General features: G+C 34.0%; 18 protein-coding genes and 1 pseudogene. 5 read left to right on the top strand and 14 right to left on the bottom strand.

The features are described from left to right. Positions 1–34 precede the first annotated feature (34 nt). Both ACQKOG_RS12910 and ACQKOG_RS12905 read right to left on the bottom strand, forming a co-directional pair. A complete protein-coding gene (locus ACQKOG_RS12910; protein WP_427446789.1) occupies positions 35–3,139 on the bottom strand; it encodes a hybrid sensor histidine kinase/response regulator in 3,105 nt (1,034 codons plus the stop codon). A gap of 325 nt (positions 3,140–3,464) precedes the next feature. Further along, entirely contained in the window at positions 3,465–3,875 is a 411-nt protein-coding gene (locus ACQKOG_RS12905) for an NUDIX domain-containing protein (RefSeq protein ID WP_370082115.1), read from the bottom strand. Between the two features lie 213 nt (positions 3,876–4,088). Between ACQKOG_RS12905 and ACQKOG_RS12900 the strand changes: the two genes are divergently transcribed. After that, the gene (locus ACQKOG_RS12900) at positions 4,089–4,193 is read left to right on the top strand and encodes a YjcZ family sporulation protein (protein WP_370082117.1); all 105 of its coding nucleotides are present in this window, start codon (positions 4,089–4,091) and stop codon (positions 4,191–4,193) included. Positions 4,194–4,387: 194 nt separating this feature from the next. Here the strand turns inward: ACQKOG_RS12900 and ACQKOG_RS12895 are convergent, their stop codons facing one another. Both ACQKOG_RS12895 and ACQKOG_RS12890 read right to left on the bottom strand, forming a co-directional pair. Next, positions 4,388–4,960, bottom strand: coding sequence for a DJ-1/PfpI family protein (locus ACQKOG_RS12895; protein WP_402875068.1), 573 nt, complete (start codon positions 4,958–4,960; stop codon positions 4,388–4,390). A 162-nt stretch (positions 4,961–5,122) separates the two neighbouring features. Then, complete coding sequence (locus tag ACQKOG_RS12890) at positions 5,123–5,647, bottom strand: GNAT family N-acetyltransferase (RefSeq protein ID WP_427446786.1); 525 nt, start codon at positions 5,645–5,647, stop codon at positions 5,123–5,125. Positions 5,648–6,274: 627 nt separating this feature from the next. Here ACQKOG_RS12890 and yjcZ point away from each other — a divergent pair. Continuing rightward, on the top strand, positions 6,275–6,400 hold the full coding sequence (gene yjcZ, locus ACQKOG_RS12885) for a sporulation protein YjcZ (protein WP_370082121.1): 126 nt from the start codon (positions 6,275–6,277) through the stop codon (positions 6,398–6,400). Positions 6,401–6,661: 261 nt separating this feature from the next. On the opposite strand, the gene ACQKOG_RS12880 is transcribed toward yjcZ, so the two are convergent. Then, entirely contained in the window at positions 6,662–7,138 is a 477-nt protein-coding gene (locus ACQKOG_RS12880) for a GNAT family N-acetyltransferase (RefSeq protein WP_427446783.1), read from the bottom strand. Positions 7,139–7,302: 164 nt separating this feature from the next. Here ACQKOG_RS12880 and ACQKOG_RS12875 point away from each other — a divergent pair, with 164 nt between their 5' ends. Next, positions 7,303–7,653 (top strand): VOC family protein, encoded by a 351-nt coding sequence (locus ACQKOG_RS12875; protein WP_402875062.1) that lies wholly within the window; start codon positions 7,303–7,305, stop codon positions 7,651–7,653. Positions 7,654–7,819: 166 nt separating this feature from the next. Here the strand turns inward: ACQKOG_RS12875 and ACQKOG_RS12870 are convergent, their stop codons facing one another. The 7 genes from ACQKOG_RS12870 to ACQKOG_RS12840 form a co-directional block, all read right to left on the bottom strand. Further along, positions 7,820–8,431 carry a class I SAM-dependent methyltransferase gene (locus ACQKOG_RS12870; protein ID WP_427446781.1) on the bottom strand — a complete coding sequence of 204 codons (612 nt, stop codon included), beginning with the start codon at positions 8,429–8,431 and terminating at the stop codon, positions 7,820–7,822. A gap of 168 nt (positions 8,432–8,599) precedes the next feature. Then, a complete protein-coding gene (locus tag ACQKOG_RS12865) occupies positions 8,600–9,583 on the bottom strand; it encodes a ketoacyl-ACP synthase III (RefSeq protein WP_370082149.1) in 984 nt (327 codons plus the stop codon). 376 nt (positions 9,584–9,959) lie between these two features. Beyond that, positions 9,960–10,127: a DUF4306 domain-containing protein gene (locus ACQKOG_RS12860; RefSeq protein ID WP_370082151.1), complete on the bottom strand. Its 168-nt coding sequence runs from the start codon at positions 10,125–10,127 to the stop codon at positions 9,960–9,962. A 145-nt stretch (positions 10,128–10,272) separates the two neighbouring features. Beyond that, positions 10,273–11,550: a hypothetical protein gene (locus tag ACQKOG_RS12855; RefSeq protein ID WP_402875056.1), complete on the bottom strand. Its 1,278-nt coding sequence runs from the start codon at positions 11,548–11,550 to the stop codon at positions 10,273–10,275. Next, a complete protein-coding gene (locus ACQKOG_RS12850) occupies positions 11,543–12,061 on the bottom strand; it encodes an RNA polymerase sigma factor (protein ID WP_427446983.1) in 519 nt (172 codons plus the stop codon). Before ACQKOG_RS12850 ends, ACQKOG_RS12855 begins: the two co-directional genes overlap by 8 nt. Before the next feature lie 785 nt (positions 12,062–12,846). Next, complete coding sequence (gene gdh / locus ACQKOG_RS12845) at positions 12,847–13,632, bottom strand: glucose 1-dehydrogenase (RefSeq protein WP_370082133.1); 786 nt, start codon at positions 13,630–13,632, stop codon at positions 12,847–12,849. A gap of 15 nt (positions 13,633–13,647) precedes the next feature. Beyond that, entirely contained in the window at positions 13,648–14,505 is an 858-nt protein-coding gene (locus ACQKOG_RS12840; RefSeq protein WP_427446778.1) for a GRP family sugar transporter, read from the bottom strand. A gap of 489 nt (positions 14,506–14,994) precedes the next feature. Here ACQKOG_RS12840 and ACQKOG_RS12835 point away from each other — a divergent pair, with 489 nt between their 5' ends. Both ACQKOG_RS12835 and ACQKOG_RS12830 read left to right on the top strand, forming a co-directional pair. Further along, on the top strand, positions 14,995–15,141 hold the full coding sequence (locus tag ACQKOG_RS12835) for a YjcZ family sporulation protein (protein WP_370082137.1): 147 nt from the start codon (positions 14,995–14,997) through the stop codon (positions 15,139–15,141). 1,205 nt (positions 15,142–16,346) lie between these two features. After that, positions 16,347–16,556: a hypothetical protein gene (locus ACQKOG_RS12830; protein WP_370082141.1), complete on the top strand. Its 210-nt coding sequence runs from the start codon at positions 16,347–16,349 to the stop codon at positions 16,554–16,556. Positions 16,557–16,725: 169 nt separating this feature from the next. Here ACQKOG_RS12830 and ACQKOG_RS12825 read toward each other — a convergent pair whose 3' ends face one another. Continuing rightward, on the bottom strand, positions 16,726–17,241 hold the full coding sequence (locus tag ACQKOG_RS12825; RefSeq protein WP_402875051.1) for a DUF4871 domain-containing protein: 516 nt from the start codon (positions 17,239–17,241) through the stop codon (positions 16,726–16,728). A gap of 145 nt (positions 17,242–17,386) precedes the next feature. Then, positions 17,387–18,005, bottom strand: a pseudogene (locus ACQKOG_RS12820) (IS1595 family transposase); the annotation flags it as partial.

Raw genomic sequence — 18,005 nt, 5'->3', positions numbered from 1 at the left:
ATATGAATGTTCTTATTTCACCATCAATTCACGCTTAAATTGCTTTGATTTTTTTCTTTTTAACAACAAATGATATTGATGTCCCTTGATTTAGTTTACTTGTGATGCGAAGTCCTTCACCGTAATGTTGTTTTAAGCGAAGATCTGTATTTAGCAATCCAATTCCAGTAGAAGTTTTCGATTTTCTTTCAAGTAAACGTTCCATTGTAGCCTCATCCATTCCATTACCATCATCCGACACAGTAATCTCAATGTATGTGTCGTAATCTACAATGCGAATATGAATATTCCCGCCATTTTCACGAGGCAAAATACCATGTTTTAAAGCATTTTCAATTAATGGTTGGATGGTCAGTGATGGGATCATGACGTCTGTAGAAACTTCCAAATCCCATGTTGCATTGATCCGCTCTCCAAAACGTTCCTTATGAATATATAAATAGGATCGAACAAGATTTAACTCATCCTCAATTGGAACAAGCTCATCAATATTTTGGAACTTAAATGATTCCCTTAAAAAATCACTAAGTGCTTCAAGTAACTTACTAGTACGTTCAATATCAATTTCACTTAATGTGATAATGGCATTTAATGTATTGAAAAGAAAATGCGGCTGTATTTGTGCCTGAAGCCAAGCTGCCTCCATTCGAAGCCTTTCTTGTGCGGATTGTTTAACATCGGTTAGTGCTTTTACTCTTGATCTTAGCTCTAAAGCGTCCACAGGCTTCGTGACGTAATCATTAGCACCAGATAAAAATCCATTATTAATGTCTTGAGTCTGACTTCTTGCCGTAAGAAGTAACACCGGAAGCTCTGTTATTGAAAATTGCTGACGAATTGCACGTACTAATTCGTAGCCAGACATATTTGGCATCATCACGTCTGAAATGACCAAATCCCACTCTTGTGACATTAATATTTCAAGAGCTTTGCTACCACTTGTAACCGTTACTAAGTCGTATTTTTCTATTGAAAGTATTGTTTCGATAACTCTTAAGTTCACTGGATCATCATCGACGACCAAAACTCTAGGTCGATTTGCTTCAATGATTGAATGATTTTTAGTTTGATCATCGAATGGATTTGGATTTGTAGAAGTCTCTACTGTAGATTCTTCCATCGCACTTGATAGCAGAGCATCATTTTCTGTAGCATTTTGCTCATCAGGGAAGTTTGATATTGGTAAGGTGAAAGTAAATTCAGACCCTTTCCCTACAATTGAATTTGCTTGTAATGTTCCCCCATGCAGTTCAACTAATCGTTTACTAATACTAAGCCCTAACCCAAATCCGCCTTCAATCATTGCCTTACTAAGGGTACCCTGCTCATAAGGTTCAAATATACGTTGAATGGTGTCCTCATCAATACCAATACCAGTATCTAAAATAACAATTTCCGCCATGTCATTTTTCACATGACCTGATATTGTCACTTCGCCTTCATTCGTGTATTTCACTGCATTATGAAGTAAATTGAAAACAATTTGAATAACCCTATTTTCATCGGCAACTACTTTCGGAAAATTTTCAGGGATTTGATTAATTAACTGAATCTGCTTTCCTTCCTTCATAACATAGAGCATATCTAACACACCCGATACAATTGGGTGAATCGAAAATGTTTTAAGGTTTAGTTTGGGATTATTTTCTTTTAAGCTCATAACATCTAGTAAATCATTTAACATTAGTGACATACGCCATCCGACAGATAGCACCGTTTCTAAATCCTTGACACTTTTGTCACTGAGCACACGATCTTCTCTTTCCAAAACAGCTTTAGAAATGTTAAGGATCCCATGAAGAGGATTTCGTAATTCATGAGACGTATTGGCAAGAAATTCATCCTTTAACTTATTTGTTTTTTGGAGCTTAATAGCAAGTTCTTTTGTATCCGAATGGACTTTAGCATATCCTTTAAACCATAAAATCGCCAAACAAGCTACTGTTATAATAATATCAAATGGATACATAATTACTTTGATTCCAAAAATAAGAAGAAGTCCATCCCAAATAAGATTATTACCAAATGCTAAAATGGCAAGAAGTAAAAAAATATTACTTTTAATCTCTTTAATAGATTCTCGCATTACTGTTAGGATCGTAATAACGATCGGGATTCCTAAAATCATAATGTAAATGCCTTGATTGATTACTACATAGCGAGTAGACAGCACGATTGTCAACAATGATGCTATACCACAGAAAATACTAAACAAATGAATATATTTTCTCACATGTTGAGGTAACCAATGTTTAATGCATTGAAGCATTGAAAAGCCTATGCCGACCATAGAAAGATGAACTAATTTAAAGGCCCCGTCGTAACTAATCGGAAACCAATAAGATAATAATTTGTCATCGCTTCCTAATAGGAAATAAACCATACTACTAATCGATAACAGTGAAAAGTAAAGTAATCTTCTTTCTTCCATGTTTCCAACAAAAAATAAAATAATGGAATAGATAGCATGTAGTAAAAAAACAACTGCTACTAGTTGTTGCATATTTATCGACAATTGAGTTTCACGAGCTACTATATCTTCTTTCCCAAATTTAATGGAGCGAACAATTCCACCGTTGCGAGGGTCCTTAAAGTTTGAAGCCTGAACAATAATGTCGATTTCTTTGTGACCGTTCGCTTCAAAAGAAGCAGTATACGGAACATTCTTGGCAACGGTTTTTTCTGCACTTTCCCCTATTTGGCCTGATTTTGCCAACCGCCTACCATTTACATATATTTCTGAGGAACTTCGAATACTTGGAACTCGAATACTGTAAGTTATATTGTCTTCTGGATTAACGAGTAATTTTAAGCGATAAGTACCGTAACCATAAGGTGTCATCTCTCCCTCTTGTAAAGATGAACTCCACCCTTTAGGAACCTGTATGTATTTAGCATGATCCTTCTTGGATGCTAATTGCTGTTCTTCACTAACCAACCAATTATAAGGATAAAATTCCCACTCTCCATCAAGTGTAACAGCATGACCGTCATTAAAATTCCAATTTCTTAAATCCATTTGACCTTTTACAGCATGTGGTTGATCTGTATTATTAAATACTTGCAGCCATAAAATTCGTGAGCCTGTTAGCAAGATAATAAACAAGCTAATGATGAGAGCAATTTTTCTCTTTTTCATTAAAAATAATTGTCAAAAGGTAGTTTGTGATTTTCTGTTATAACACAAGCTCCCTTAGGCAAAACCTCACCTCCTACGATATATTATCCTATCAGAGTTACCATTACTTTTAAATCTATTTTTTAAACTAAAATCCAAATTTTACAATGTATTAATATTGACCTTTTATATAACAGAAAGAAGGTCTTTTTGATATCGGGTATTTGGGCACCCGCTGAAAGCAATTAAATGATTCTAGGCTGCACAACATGCTTGAATGTAACAGCCTTCACTGTCATGCAGAGTGCCATCCAAATCAAATAAAATTGTTTATCCATATTTCAAATTACAATAGCTTTAACTGTTTCAGAGCATATTCTGTTGTCATTGTAATGTTTTCAGGTATTTCGTCTATTGAGAACCAATGTACTTTCTCTAAAGCATGCGGCTCTCTATTTCGTACTTCCCCATTCGTAATACGAGCAGCGAAAGTAGGTGCAACATAATGAATATTTTCTGTTTGAATAATATGGTTGGTCACACATACTAGTCCTGTTATGTCGATGTCCACTCCAAGCTCTTCTTTAATTTCTCGTATAATCGCGTTTTCTATTGTTTCCATATAGTCAACCTTGCCACCAGGTAAACTCCAACAACCTGCTTCAGGTGCTTTTTTACGTAAAACAAGTAAAATTTCATTAGCTTTATTTTGGATAACTGCCCCCACGCCAACCTTTGGTAATTTTCCTTTTTCCATTACTCTTTTCCTCCTCTATTAAAATTAACCTCTATCAAAAGCTATTAGCGAATAGTTATTTTATATTATTTCTCCCTAATTTTGGGTCACTTTTTTTTTACAAATGTCTTTTTATCTTAATTGCAAATTTATTTATTAAACTTAGATGATTACCTTCTCTCCTTTTTACAACGTTACGTATTATAGATTGTAGAAAGAAAGAAGGAAAATAATATGAGCTATTCAGGTAATGGTTACGGCACAGGGTCAGCTTTTGCCCTAAATGTAGTACTATTTATTCTTTTAATTATTGTCGGTGCTACTTTCATTAAATACTAAAAATCCCACTACCAACTTCTCTATTGCTCATATTTCACTTGAGAAATACTAACTTACCCCTATACCATCTATTACTAAGGGTCACTTTCCTCCGGTGAGCCTTTTTATTTTTCCTTTTATAAATTTGTACGACTAACAACAAAACCATGTTGATTTTGTTTATTGAAACGGGTAAAACACTCAATTCACTTGGTTTAGAAATATAACCCCTTACCAACTGGCTGAACAGTTTCTAGTACAGTATCAACCATTTTTTCATTAACTAGGGTCCTTATGATCCAAGCTACTAAATCTTGCGCAGCATAACACCCTGCAGCAGTCGAAATATTTCCTTCGTTGACGAAACTTTGTTCAATTACATTTACATCAAATTCTTTAAGCTGCTCTACTACAGATGGATATGTTGTAGCTTTTTTACCAGTTAATAAATGTTTTGCTCCTAGTAGTAACGCACCTGAACACATAGAGCCTATTAATTGTCTTTCTGGATCTATATGAATTTTATTAAGATATTCTTGATTTTTATATAAATCTTGAACACCCTTTCCGCTTGCAAATATTACAGCGTCAGCAGATGGGATATCAGCTAGGTTACCTGTCATCGGTATTCGTAAGCCCGACATCGATACATGTGTTTCTTCTGTCCCCAATAGTTGGACATCCCAATCTGAAATACTACCAACTAACCGTACACGATTTAATAAATCCCATGGTAAAAAAACATCTATATCTGTGAAATTATCGAAACAAACAATTGCAATTTTCATTTCCTTGCCCCCATTGTTTTAATCTCTAAGCATTTCTATTATAACAATACGGAGGAATAATATGGGTATTTAACAATGAGAATCTCTTTTATTTCATCGTTTTAACGATAAAAACCAAGACAGTAATTAAACAATCTTGGTCTTGGCCTTTTATGATGTTTTTTACTTAATTAAAGAAAAAATATTAGTATCATACGGAACACCATTTTGGTGCATATAATTTTTTAATATCCCTTCTTTTTCAAAGCCTAACTTTGTTAATAGCTTGTTTGAAGCTTCATTTTCAGTAAAAACAATCGCTCCAATACGCATTAAATCCATCTCTTGAAAGCCAAATGTTACTACTCTATTAACAGCTTCCTTTGCATACCCTTTTCCCCAGCTCTCAGGAAAAAGTGCATAGCTGATGTCAGCTCTTTTATGCTCAGTGGACCACTCTTGAAAACCAATCGTACCGATAATACCTTCTTGTCCTTTTAATGCAATTCCCCATTTAATACCACGTTTTTCATCATAATTCTTTGAAAAATTTTTAATTATTTGTTTAACCTGCTCTAAACTTGTTATTGGATTCTGCCCATAATGGCGTAAAACATCAGCATTTGAAAAGCAATTTAAAACATCTTGAGCGTCATGTTCAGTAAGTTCTCTCAACACTAATCGTTCAGTATCTAAAATAGGAAACATCTTCTTCACTCCATTTCCAAATAATTCATATGTTAAATTCTATCTTAAAAGAGTTAGCGTTGCATTACTATTTTTTAAATATTCGGTCGCTGAAGCTTCACTATTCTTTCTTTAAAATAAAATTTCTTAGATTTTGCAATTCTTAAGAAATCATTAATTTTATAGATCTTTATTATTTTTAGATATAGAAAAAGACCTGGTACTAATCCATAAAGTGAGCTCGGGTCCTTTGTTTAGACGGTATATTTGAATTGCAATGGTCTTTTCTCAAATTGTCATCATCAACTTACAGTGCTGAATAAATTTATCGATAAATCAGGATAAAACCCTCTTCATAAGGTAATTGGCCCTGAATTCTTAACTCTGTACAACATAATATAAAGATAAAAAGGAAGTATCATGTGTTTTTGGTTGAAATATTAATTTGCTATCACATTGTTTCAACTAGATAGCACCGTATTCTCTGTTTTATCATAGTATGCTAGTACGCCCCTGAAGGCACCTCTTAATTCAGCGGATGTTCGGACACCCGTTGAAAGAAGTTAAAGGTTATGGCGCAATGCCATAGCTTTTTTTATCAATCATACTACCTTTTCTTTCTATCTACTCAGAAAGGAGGAAATTGTTTTGAGTTATTCAGGTTATGGAACAGGCACGAATTTTGCCTTTGCTATTGTTTTATTCGTTCTTTTGATTATTGCCGGTCTTGGCTTGTTCTATTTATTAAGAACTTTAGTATGGAGCGGTGTGTAGTATTGCCTAATATTCCAAAAGTTAATAGAGGCTATTTTTGCCTTCATTCTAGGACTTGCGTGTATGAATATTACCATAACGGAAGTCCTTTTTTATGTTTCCATATACTATTATTTACTCTTAAACCAGGAAGTCGATGGTCAAAATATTTCAACCCCTTAATTCCTTTACATCCATTTTATTTAACAATCCGTCTCTTTTATTTCAAGATATCCCACTTAATTATGCCTCGGCATATTTGCTTCCGGAATCGGAAAGAAGTCAAATATTTAATTTCATTTTTCTACTAACGCTTTTCATTTCAAAATGTTCATAAAAATCAATCGCTTTCGTATTAAATTCCCAAACATTTAACTCGACTGAATCAACTTTCTTGTCTTTAGCCCAAGTCATACAAGCATTAAATAACATTTTTCCTATCCCTTTTCTTTGTATGTTTGCTTTTACACCAAAATCGTGGATGTAAGCATATTTCCTTTGAACAAGAGACTCGAAAGGTGGAGAAGATTCAACACTTATGACTGCGAAACCCAATACAAATTCATCTTCCTTCGCAATTAGAATATCACTCTCTTCGTTGACAATTAATTCTTTATAATAGGATACGGGCATTACAGACTCAACACTTTTAAAAATCGTTGGTTCCTTCATTACGTGCTCTTCATGCCCTTCTTTTACAATCTCATTCACTGCGAAATAATCTTCCTCCGTTGCAATATAAACCTCAATTGTCATCATTTAAACCTCCTCATTTCAATATACTTTATAAAAATTAGGGGATTTCTCCCTTTTATAGACAAACCAAAGATTGTGGTGTTATCCTAGTTTTGCATCTCCTTTCAAGTACCTTATTATTTATGAATAAAGTGTTCAAAAGAATATTACTATTTGGAGGTAGAATTATGAATCCTATATTAAATCAAGTCGGAACAATTTTTATTCCTGTGAGTAATATTGAAAAATCAGGTAATTGGTATTGTGACATATTAGGGTTACTAGCAGATGGTGAGATATTATTTGGTCATTTATATATAGTACCTATGAATGGCACGGGAATTGTATTAGATAGCAAGATTTATTCAGCGGAAAATATATTCAAAACCCCGCCTTTTCATTTTAATACTACCAATATCGATCAAGCATATGAGTATATGAAGAGTAAAAATGTCGAATTAACAACAGAAATTGAGCATCACCAGTGGTTTAATTTCAAAGATCCTGATGGGAATCATTTAATGGTTTGCAAATGTTAAATTATCAATTATACCTCGGCATAATTGCGTAGGGATATAATAAATAGGTTTTTGAAATATTAATTTGTAGGAAGTCTCGGAATCGATAAGGCAGCACAAAGCCGAATCCGGACTTTTCGTGTGGATATGCTTAAACTTATTCCACCTTAATTCTTATAAAAAATAATCAATTTATCTTTCCAATTATTATTTTCCTATACATTCCATTTAGCATTATAGGTGTATTTTCTTCTACTACTATATTTTCAGGTGATAATTCTTCAAAGCTCCGACCAATATCTGTTCCTAATATGCTTACAATGGGTCTTAGCAACATTTTAGGTAAGGACAGTTTTTGGTTTTTAGGGACAAATTTATCAAAAACGATTATTTTCCCTTCTTGCTTTAAAACCCTTGTCATCTCTTGAAAACATTTAGTTGCATCGGGTACTACCGAAAGGATTAAACTCGCTACGACATAGTCAAACGATTCATTTTCAAATTCCATATTTTGAGCATCCATTTCCAAGAATGTAATTGTGGAATTTCCAAGCTTTGCTCTTGCTTTTCCTAGCATATCAGGTGAAAAATCAATAGCCGTTATATTTAGGTTAGCGTGATGTATTAACTCTAAATCAGCTCCTGTTCCTACACCGACAAACAGGATCTTTTGTTGATTATTGAATGGTATGGATTGAAATATTTGTTTTCGAGCATTCAAAAAAATTCCTGAATTAAAGAACTTGTCGTAAATTGGAGAACCAATCTTATATATAAATTTATTCCAAGAATTATTCAAACCTCTTCACTCCCACTTAAATATTAAATCCCCCTCTTACTCAATAATACATCACACCATTTTCCTTTTGTATAAAATTACCTATTAATATTTAAAAAACCGAATACTCATTATCAATAAAATATTGAGTACCGGTCATTTGTTTATATTGTTGTCAAAAACATTAATTTAATCTACACACCACCTAATGATAAGTCCCGCGTGTGTAAGGCCTCCACCAAACCCATAGATTAATAAAGTATCCCCATTATTTAATTTCCCTTCGTTTATGCCTAACTGTAAGGCCAACGGAATAGAAACGGATGATGTATTTCCCATATATTCAACACTAGTTAATGTTTTCTCTAGGCTAATACCTGATTTTTCACAAATGGATTCTATCATTCTTAAATTCGCACTATGAGGCACAAACCAATCTATTTCATGTAGTTGCATTTGTGCTTGCTGTAGTAATTTCTCTATACCTATAGGAAGTGTACGCGATGCCCATTTATATACCTCTCGTCCATTCTGCACTATTTTTCCTGACGTATTCAAGGGCGAACCGTGCATAGTAGTTGATAAATTTGTTAAGTATAAATGCTTACCTCCATCTCCATTTGTACCGATATGACTAGCGATAAAGCTTGGCATTTCTTCATCCTTTTCTATTAAAACTGCTGCAGCTCCATCTCCAAATAAGATACATGTCGTTCGATCTGTATAGTCCGTCACTTTAGATAAAGCTTCTGTCGTTATAAATAAAATTTTACGATGGAGGCCTGATGTAATTAACCCGTTCGCTACATGTAATCCATATGTAAATCCAGCACAAGCAGCGTGAAGGTCTAATGCACCTACATCTTTCATTTGAAAGTGTTCTTGGATTTGGCAAGCTACACTTGGAAAAGCATAATCAGGTGTAGTTGTTGCAACGAGAATTAAATCTATATCTGAAAGATCCTTTTGATATTGTTCAACCAAATTCTCTATAGCTTTAAAGGCTAATGTAGACGCAAATTCATTCTCACTTGTTATTCTTCGCTCCTTCATGCCTGTTCTTTGTACAATCCAAGCATCGTTCGTCTCTACTATCTTTTCTAAATCATCATTTGTTAGTCTATTTTCGGGAACATAGGTACCTATTGCTGTTATTCTTGCTTTTGATTGAATGTTAATCATTCAACAACTCACTCCTTTTTCATATTCAAGTACTATTACTTAACAATACAAAATTAAGGTATTTCAAAACTTTGTAATTCCTTTAATATGTATTAATTTTCTTCATAAGAAATAACTTAGACAAAATAAATTATATCACCTTGTTTTAGTAACTGGTACTAATTATACGGAAAATAAAAAATATATTCAACTTTAACACCAAAATAAAAGGCATCAAGAAATTTTATATAAGGGTATTGAAGCAAACATACCAATTAACGCTATGAGTTAAGCACCTTCTATAACATATCAACAGGAAATGATTGATAAATGGAGATAGAAGTTTTAAAAGTACCAATGGATAACAATAGGATTCTTAATACGCTTCCTATTCGAAACGGGTATACGTATTGGAGAAGCTCGGACCATTTGTAATCTCAATGTTAAATAATATGGTAAACGGTGTTGAATACTTCCATTCCAACGAATTTTCTATAATGGCACTTCCCTCATACCAAGATATAAATGTTGAAAAAGCTAAAATAAAACTTCCAATTTTAAGTTGCTATATATACTTAAACAACTTTTCCCTCCTTATAAATCCTATTTTTTCGGTTTTTAATTAGAATAGCTTTCTTTTACAAATCCGCACCTTTAGGGAAAGAGGGGGACTGATTGATACCAGTACCACCCTATTCATATTAAAAATTCACTTTAAATCCATTAACCATAATGGATTTAATTTGGTCGAGCTTTAATGGTTCCTCTGACAGTAACTTCAGTTTCACTTGATTTTCATCAGAGAAGGAAACTAAACTTTTTAATTCCTTATGACTTCCGTCTTTCTTAACAATTGTAGCCGTTAATTCTTCCGTTTCTGTCGCATCGCCTTCCCCTATAATCGTTAAACCAAGTGGAGAAACCTTCAGCTCTTTCGCTTTCCAGTCACCAAAGTCCATAGCAAATGGCACCGACTGCCCTCTCATCTCTTCGAGTTTGAAGGTTGCTTCCCAATCTCCCTCTACATATTGACCAGCTGTATAAATCTTTGCCTGCAACTCATACTCAGCTACATTGATATCCTTCACATTAAATATATTTTCCTCATAATTATACGCATAAATTGGTTTTCCTTGTGCATCTCTCCCGTAGGAATAATTCTCTGTAGGAAGAATCTTCTGCCCAGCTGGATTCACTAAATAAAATTCTCCGTGTTCAATCGCATTATTGGCTGGCCACTCTGTTTGCACATATAGTTTGTCATTATGAAGTCCTATATTTTTAATTCGCATTCTGTCGTATAGTGGTGTTTGAATATTCAACTTACCTGCTGGTAGTACATATACACCTCCTTCACGGGACTCTCCACCACTCCCACGAATTGTATCATCCGGCAAAATTTCAGTTTGTTGTTTTTCTACATCTTGTAAATCCAGTGGGAATGTTACATCCTCTAACACTGATTTATCACTTAAAAAAGAACGGATTTTCAACTTAAAGTTATCGGTGCTACTCCCATTAAATGACATAAATCGAACTAAGGCTGTTTTCGTTGTAGCATCAAAACCAATTCTTTCAACAGTAAAAGACCGCCCTTTTGACATGAAATAATCATAAATATCCAATGTTTCATCAATACGGTTTCCTTCAAGATCCTGCATTGTCACATACACGACAGCCATATCTTCATCCTGCATGGCTGAAACAATTTCCATTTTTATTCCATCTTGTTCAACAATACTTTCTATTGGTTCAAGTAATGCCGCTATATCAGGGCTAATATGCCACAGTAAATTTTTCACATTGTCATTCATTGCAGCACCAACCGTAATAGAGCTAGCTAAAAATACGGTAGCCACTGATGGAATGAGCCATGTTTTCTTCCTTTTTTTCTTTACTTGGCTAACGCCCATTCTCGCTCTTATGTGTAAATCTTTCGGCAATGGAATCGACTCCACTGATTCTTTTAACTTATCCATAAAAATCTGCCTCCTCTACTTGAACACGTAATTTTTTCAATGCACGATACAGGATTGACTTTACTGTTCCTAATGGGATTTGGAGCGTGTCAGCAATTTCTTGAAAAGTATAGCCCTCGTAATATTTCAGTATTACAATCCCTTTTTCATCGCTTGTCAATTCCTCTAATATCTGCCTTAGCAAGACTTTAACGGTAGGGTCAACCTGTTCAAACTGTATATTGTCTATGTATTCATTTTGTACAGGCACAATCTTTTCTAGCTTTTTCAAACGATTCAGTGAACTACTAATGGCAATCTTAATAAGCCATGTTTTAATGTAAGCAGGTTCTTTTAAGCTTACAATTTTATCGAACGCTTTATAAGCAGTTTCTTGTACAATATCTAAAGCCTCCTCTTCATTCTTCAAATAAATAAATGCCATTCGATATATATCTGCTTCATACATCTGAAAAAGTTTTAAAAAGGCTTTTTCATTTCCTTTTTGAGCTTTTTTAATTAAACGAATAATGTAACTCACTCCCTTCTATACATTAGACAATTTAGTTCATGATTTAGCTTAAATAATTTACATTTTCTCGCAAAAAAAGTAGGAAGAATATTCTCCCTACGATTTCATTTATATTAATCCAATTAATTTTTAATAAAATCTTATTACGAAGTACTGCCTCTATTCTCTAATACGGTACAGTAAAAGGAATATAAGTAATCCATTTAGATTAGTAAAAACTCATTTCTGCTTATACCGTTGGCACAAGAAGCGACCGCTCTAATTTGAACAATCGCACCTCGTTAGTGGAATAAGAAACTTAGGATAGAAGGTGATAACAATAATAATAGTGCAATTGAAATCAGCCATTTTGTCAATGTTTTTGAGAGTTTGTCTTTTACATCTTCTTTATACCATCCACCAGATTGCAGTTTATTTCGATATAAAGATTATCATCATAATTCCATAAGTATTCGAATATTTCATCCCTAATTTTTGGTAGATATAAACAATAATCTTGCCTGAAATCAAATAAAAGATTATGAGTAAAAAAACATTCTTATGAACTCCAATAGTACCCTCATTACATTCACTCTCCAAGCTTTTAATTAATATTTATTTTACCACATATATCCACATTGTTATTTAACTATCACAAGATAAAACAACAATCGTTAACAGAATCATAAAAAATAGACCAAACATATTATATATATAAAATATGCTTGATCTATTTATTTACATACGTTTGAAGGTTGTCACCCTAAGATAAGAGCTTCTTGATACCTTTTTTAACACAGCTTTTCTTATCCACGACCAGCTTGGAATTCAGGATATAAGGTCATTCCACCATCCGCAAATAGAGTAATCCCTGTTACATAGCTAGCCTGTGATGAAGCAAGCCACACCGCGACTGCGGCAATTTCTTCTGGTTTGCCGATATACCCCATCGGAACCATACTTTCCACATCTGCACGTTTTGCTGGATCTGCAAATTTTTCAGCATTTATAGGCGTATTAATTGCTCCAGGTCCGATGTTATTAACACGAATTCCCTTAGGAGCATATTCTAACGCTAAAGTTTCAGTCATTAATTTAATGCCCCCTTTACTAGCGGCATAATGCACGAACAAAGGCCAAGGAATTTTCTCATGAACACTGGACATATTGATGACAGTACCTTTAATATCGTTCTCCACGAAGTATTTAATCGCTTCCCGACTACCTAAAAACGCACCCGTTAAATTTGTATTGATGACTCTATTCCAATCACTTAACGGCATTTCATGAGAAGCTACTGGATTTTCTATACCTGCATTATTTATCATGACATCGAGAGTCCCAAACTCTTTTACAGCGGTCTTAATGAGATTTATAACATCCTCTTCAACTGTAACATCACCTTGTACAGCAATGGCCTCCCCACCGGCTTTTTTAACCTCTTCAACGACAGCATTTACATCCGCTTCATTTGAACGGTAATTAATAACTACCTTCGCTTTTTCTGAAGCGAAACGAATGCCCATTGCTTTACCTAGTCCCGTTGCAGCACCTGTAATCACTACAACTTTTCCTTCTAAATCTGGATACATACAAGGCCCTCCTTTTTATCTTTTCGCAATCCCTAACATAATTCCAGCAGCAACGATAAAAACAATTCCAATGATAATTGCAATGAATTGCTTTTTTGTTTTTTTCTCTCCTAATATAAAAATTCCGCCTAAAGTAGCGATGACGATCCCCATTTGGGAAAGAGAAAAACTTGTTGCGACTCCTACACGTGGCTGAGAAATAAATAAAAACATGTTTCCGGCAGCCCAGATTAAACCTGGGATAATATTACGAAATGCATATTTGTTAAATGGTTTATGCTTGAATGTTAATAAAACTCCACCTATTACCATCCCAATTGCTTGTGGTAATAAAGCAGACCATCCACTTACATTAAATAAGCGTACTACCACCACATATACTAAGTATCCAAAGGTTGAAATAAGTAAAATTAAAATTCCTTTTTTCAAATTGCTTCCGTGTTCTTCTTTTTTCTCTTCTGGATTTGGAAGAGATGTTAGAATGATACCAGCAATGATACTAATAAGTGCAAGAATCCCTAATATAACCGACATCATTGTGGACCATTCATGAAACACAATGACTCCAAATAATGTTGTCGATACTAATTGTAGCCCTGTCGAAATGGGCATTGTTTTGGAAACACCTATTAAATCAATACTTTTCAATTGGTTTACTTGTCCTAATGCCCAAAAAAGACCTGATACAATTCCGACTCCAATCACTATAGGCGATAACTCAGGCTTTACGAAGAAATAAACACCTATAGAGAAAATAAGTGCACCAAATGTTGTCCCAAGTACTTGACTATAGGGTCCACCACCGAGTTTAACGTTAAATAATACAATACTTCCCCAAAAGAGAGCTGGTAATAATGCTAGGATGATGTCCATTTCTTTAAACTTCTCACCTCTCTAAATACTTATTTGATTCTGATAACTTTCAGTCGATAAAAAACATGCATAATACTTTTTTATGATGCACTAAGAGAAACTTTTCATACATTTAATTTTAATCACTAATTTGTTATGTAAAACTTCCATTTTCGTAACGCAAAATAACCAAGACGGCAATTATGCTATCTTGGTTCTCAATATTTTCAAACATTTATTGCATTGGATTTTTTAACATTTATAATTTTTATTCATTACTAAGGCAATCAACTCTACAATAGTAGTTATCCCATCATAATATAAATTAAGCTATTATTTAGCTTACACCGCCTTGAATTGTTACTGAGGGTCACTTCTATATGGTGGCCCTTTTTTATTTCTCAAATTATTTTTCGGGTTTCTAATTACAAAAGAACTTTTTGTTGGATAAATACCTCCACTATTTTCTATAAAAGTACATATTATAGATGTAGAAAGGAGGAATTCTTTATGGGATGCTTCGGAAACTATGGCAATTACAACAATTGTTGCTACGGAGGTTATAGCTATGGAGGTGGCAATAACGGTTCAACATTTGTTCTAATTGTTGTTCTGTTCATTCTTTTAATTATTGTCGGCGCTACTTTCATAAATTAATCTTCATAAGTAAAATTCTTTGGAGCTATTTGAAAATAATAAACTGGGTGGAATTTTTTTGCCTTACACCAGTTCATTTAAGGTCACTTCCACAGAGTGACCTTTTTTAAGTAATTAGATAATACGCCGCCCTTTAGAATATGACTTTGCCGCATAATCCAACCTGTTTTAAAAAAACTAGTACCAACAATTATTCATTCTTAACATCCTATAGTTTTTATCCATAAGTATTGTCGGCACTAGCTTCATGCTATCCATAAATATTACTCAATACCACTTTTTGATGCTCATTTATAGGAAAAGATTAAAAGTTAAGGATCACTTTCCTCCGATGATCCTTTCTCAATTGTAAATTTATTTAGTCACCTTTTTTACTCTTTTGTAGGTAGTGCACGCTATTTGTACCTAGCTAAAATAAGACCGACTCTTTATCAAGATAGTGTCATTTCTTTTTTAATATGTCTATTAGTAATAGCGTGGGTTCGGATACTGGTGATGGTGGTGGTGCGGATGGCGATGATGCGTTGGATATGTTGTATGTGTTGGGTAGTAATGCATTGGGTAGTAATGGTGGGTTGGATAGTGGTGAGTCGGATAATAATGGGTTGGAGAAGTTACCGGATAATATGGATGTCTCCCACCTTGTTGTCCTCCACCATGCCCGTAATCGTATCGCATAATTTTTCCTCCTTTCGATTTCGATATAGGTTATGCTATAAAAGGATGAGCAGTCTACGCAAATGCCTATACGCTAGTCAAATGCCTCCTCTTCACACCTACAAACAAAAGAACAATTACCATTCCAACTAATTATTCAACTTTAATTACGTATAAATTGAGCTGGTTTTTTATTGTTATCTTCTGTATTTGCTACTGAAAATGGACTTGTAGAGTTAATAAAAGAAAAAAGTTACAGCTTGCTTTACTCGACACATGAATAGATCCCTTAATTTTTAGGGTCAAGCAATAAATAGGTTGTTTATATAACAATCCAATAGCCGCAATTCAAACTACTTTCACAGTGATTCCTCTAGCACGAGTTAATGTTTAGATTAGTACCAACCCTCTTAGCTCGTTTCAGCAACAACAGAACCCATTTATAGATTTATTTCCCATACCTTCTAAATTACCACCTAATCTATGTTATAATTTAAATGTACATAGAAGTATAAATTAATAAAAACCACTAATAAGGAGCGATATACATGGTAGATAAAAAATGTAAAAAATGTGGGAATACTCAATTTACAGAAGCTACAGACTATATGCCTATTAAACCAAGTAAAGATTCATTTAGGGGCGCAAACAAGATTTATACATTTTGCTTAGATTGCGGTGAAGTTGATTCAATCCGTATAGAAAATACAACTATTTTTAAAAAAATTAATGGTACTGACCAACTTATGAAAAAGTAGGCTATCCTATATTTTAACTAAATACGCTATTTAATATTGGCTGTTTTCTCAAAGATTGTTGCTGTTAAAACAAAAAGGCAGATTTAATCTACAAAACGTGTAGATTAAATCTGCCTTTTTGTATTGATGAATCGAAAAATTAAACTAAAGCACCCTAGTTGAAGATGGTTTAACTCTCTTCAACGTTTATAACTAGTTCCCCAAATAATTTATCATTAAAATATATTTCTAATTTCCATAATCCACTTGTAGGGAACACCATATTCGATGGGATATGGGAATCTGCACCGTTATTAGGGCTAATGGAAGTATTGGAATATTGCCATACTGTATCATTGCCAGATACCAACACGGGATGTTCTTTCCCTTCTTTGTCAGTTCCAACTACTTTAAAATCACCACTGATACTATCTTTGTCTCCCCAAAAATGCCACATATACTTATTTGTTTTATTAGCGATAATTGGGACTTCTACTGCCTCACCTTTTTTACCCGATCCAACTAAAAAACCAACTTTCCCTTCTTCACCAATCAATAAATACTCACCTTCTGTCCCATCACCAAAAGTAACGGGCAATGAAAAAGTAGAACTTACCTCACGAGTTTCTTTCTTATCAATATTGTTACAACCGACAAGTGTCATTAAGAATAGCACTGAAATCAACATAATCATTTTGTTCCTCATATTGCTCCCCCTTATCAACTAGACATTACTGTTAATAAACCTGAGATAAACGATATTCTATATTACTTCAACATTTTTACAAATATCCCTTCTTATTCAACCAACCTGCTCCGTTAGTTGAATAACAGTACACCACTTAATCCATTTAAAAAGCAACTGATAAATGGTGCTCTTTATCTTTTCTTAATGCTCCTACTGTGAAATAGTTAGATTTTTGACAAGCTGAAATAAGCATTTGTTCTACCCGATTTTCAAATGCCAAGTTTTTATGTAACTCAAGCCAACGATACCAGTAGAGGTAACTATCCAAATAATACGTACCAACGCCTTGAAATCGTTCCATCCATCCTTTCAAACGGCGATGGAAGTTATTAACGTGTTGTATGTGGAATATCCCTTTTTTTACTCGTTGATTTTGATTAAGATTAATTGTTTCGTGTTTGAGATTTTTTGCTGCTGCAAATTTTTTATAGTTGGTAGCTGTATCCGTGCATAACAAAGAAGAATGGGCTATATAATCCCCCAATAACCCCATCAATTTCTTCTGCTTTCACACGATCTCTACCCGCCATCCTCGCAATAATATTGTTATTTCGATCTTATGCTACAACTACAGCAATTTTCTGATTTGAAATTCCTCGTTTTTCATCCTTTTCTCCTCGTTTTTTAGGTTTACGATGTGTAAATCTACGACCTTTTAAAGATTCACGAAAGAAAGTCTCATCACTTTCAATGATGCCAGATAATTGATTGAAGCCGTGACT

It is taken from the genome of Lysinibacillus sp. NPDC093216, assembly GCF_050280325.1.
Taxonomy (GTDB): Bacteria; Bacillota; Bacilli; order Bacillales_A; family Planococcaceae; genus Lysinibacillus.
This window is presented reverse-complemented; position numbering and strand designations above follow the sequence as displayed.

Coding starts and splice junctions, on each gene's coding strand:
- ACQKOG_RS12840 (WP_427446778.1), bottom strand. CDS start 14,505: ATGGACATCATCCTAGCATTATTACCAGCTCTCTTTTGGGGAAGTATT.
- ACQKOG_RS12825 (WP_402875051.1), bottom strand. CDS start 17,241: ATGAGGAACAAAATGATTATGTTGATTTCAGTGCTATTCTTAATGACA.
- ACQKOG_RS12875 (WP_402875062.1), top strand. CDS start 7,303: ATGAATCCTATATTAAATCAAGTCGGAACAATTTTTATTCCTGTGAGT.
- ACQKOG_RS12830 (WP_370082141.1), top strand. CDS start 16,347: ATGGTAGATAAAAAATGTAAAAAATGTGGGAATACTCAATTTACAGAA.
- ACQKOG_RS12835 (WP_370082137.1), top strand. CDS start 14,995: ATGGGATGCTTCGGAAACTATGGCAATTACAACAATTGTTGCTACGGA.
- ACQKOG_RS12890 (WP_427446786.1), bottom strand. CDS start 5,647: ATGTTTCCTATTTTAGATACTGAACGATTAGTGTTGAGAGAACTTACT.
- ACQKOG_RS12880 (WP_427446783.1), bottom strand. CDS start 7,138: ATGATGACAATTGAGGTTTATATTGCAACGGAGGAAGATTATTTCGCA.
- ACQKOG_RS12910 (WP_427446789.1), bottom strand. CDS start 3,139: ATGAAAAAGAGAAAAATTGCTCTCATCATTAGCTTGTTTATTATCTTG.
- ACQKOG_RS12855 (WP_402875056.1), bottom strand. CDS start 11,550: ATGGATAAGTTAAAAGAATCAGTGGAGTCGATTCCATTGCCGAAAGAT.
- ACQKOG_RS12895 (WP_402875068.1), bottom strand. CDS start 4,960: ATGAAAATTGCAATTGTTTGTTTCGATAATTTCACAGATATAGATGTT.
- ACQKOG_RS12900 (WP_370082117.1), top strand. CDS start 4,089: ATGAGCTATTCAGGTAATGGTTACGGCACAGGGTCAGCTTTTGCCCTA.
- ACQKOG_RS12905 (WP_370082115.1), bottom strand. CDS start 3,875: ATGGAAAAAGGAAAATTACCAAAGGTTGGCGTGGGGGCAGTTATCCAA.
- gdh (WP_370082133.1), bottom strand. CDS start 13,632: ATGTATCCAGATTTAGAAGGAAAAGTTGTAGTGATTACAGGTGCTGCA.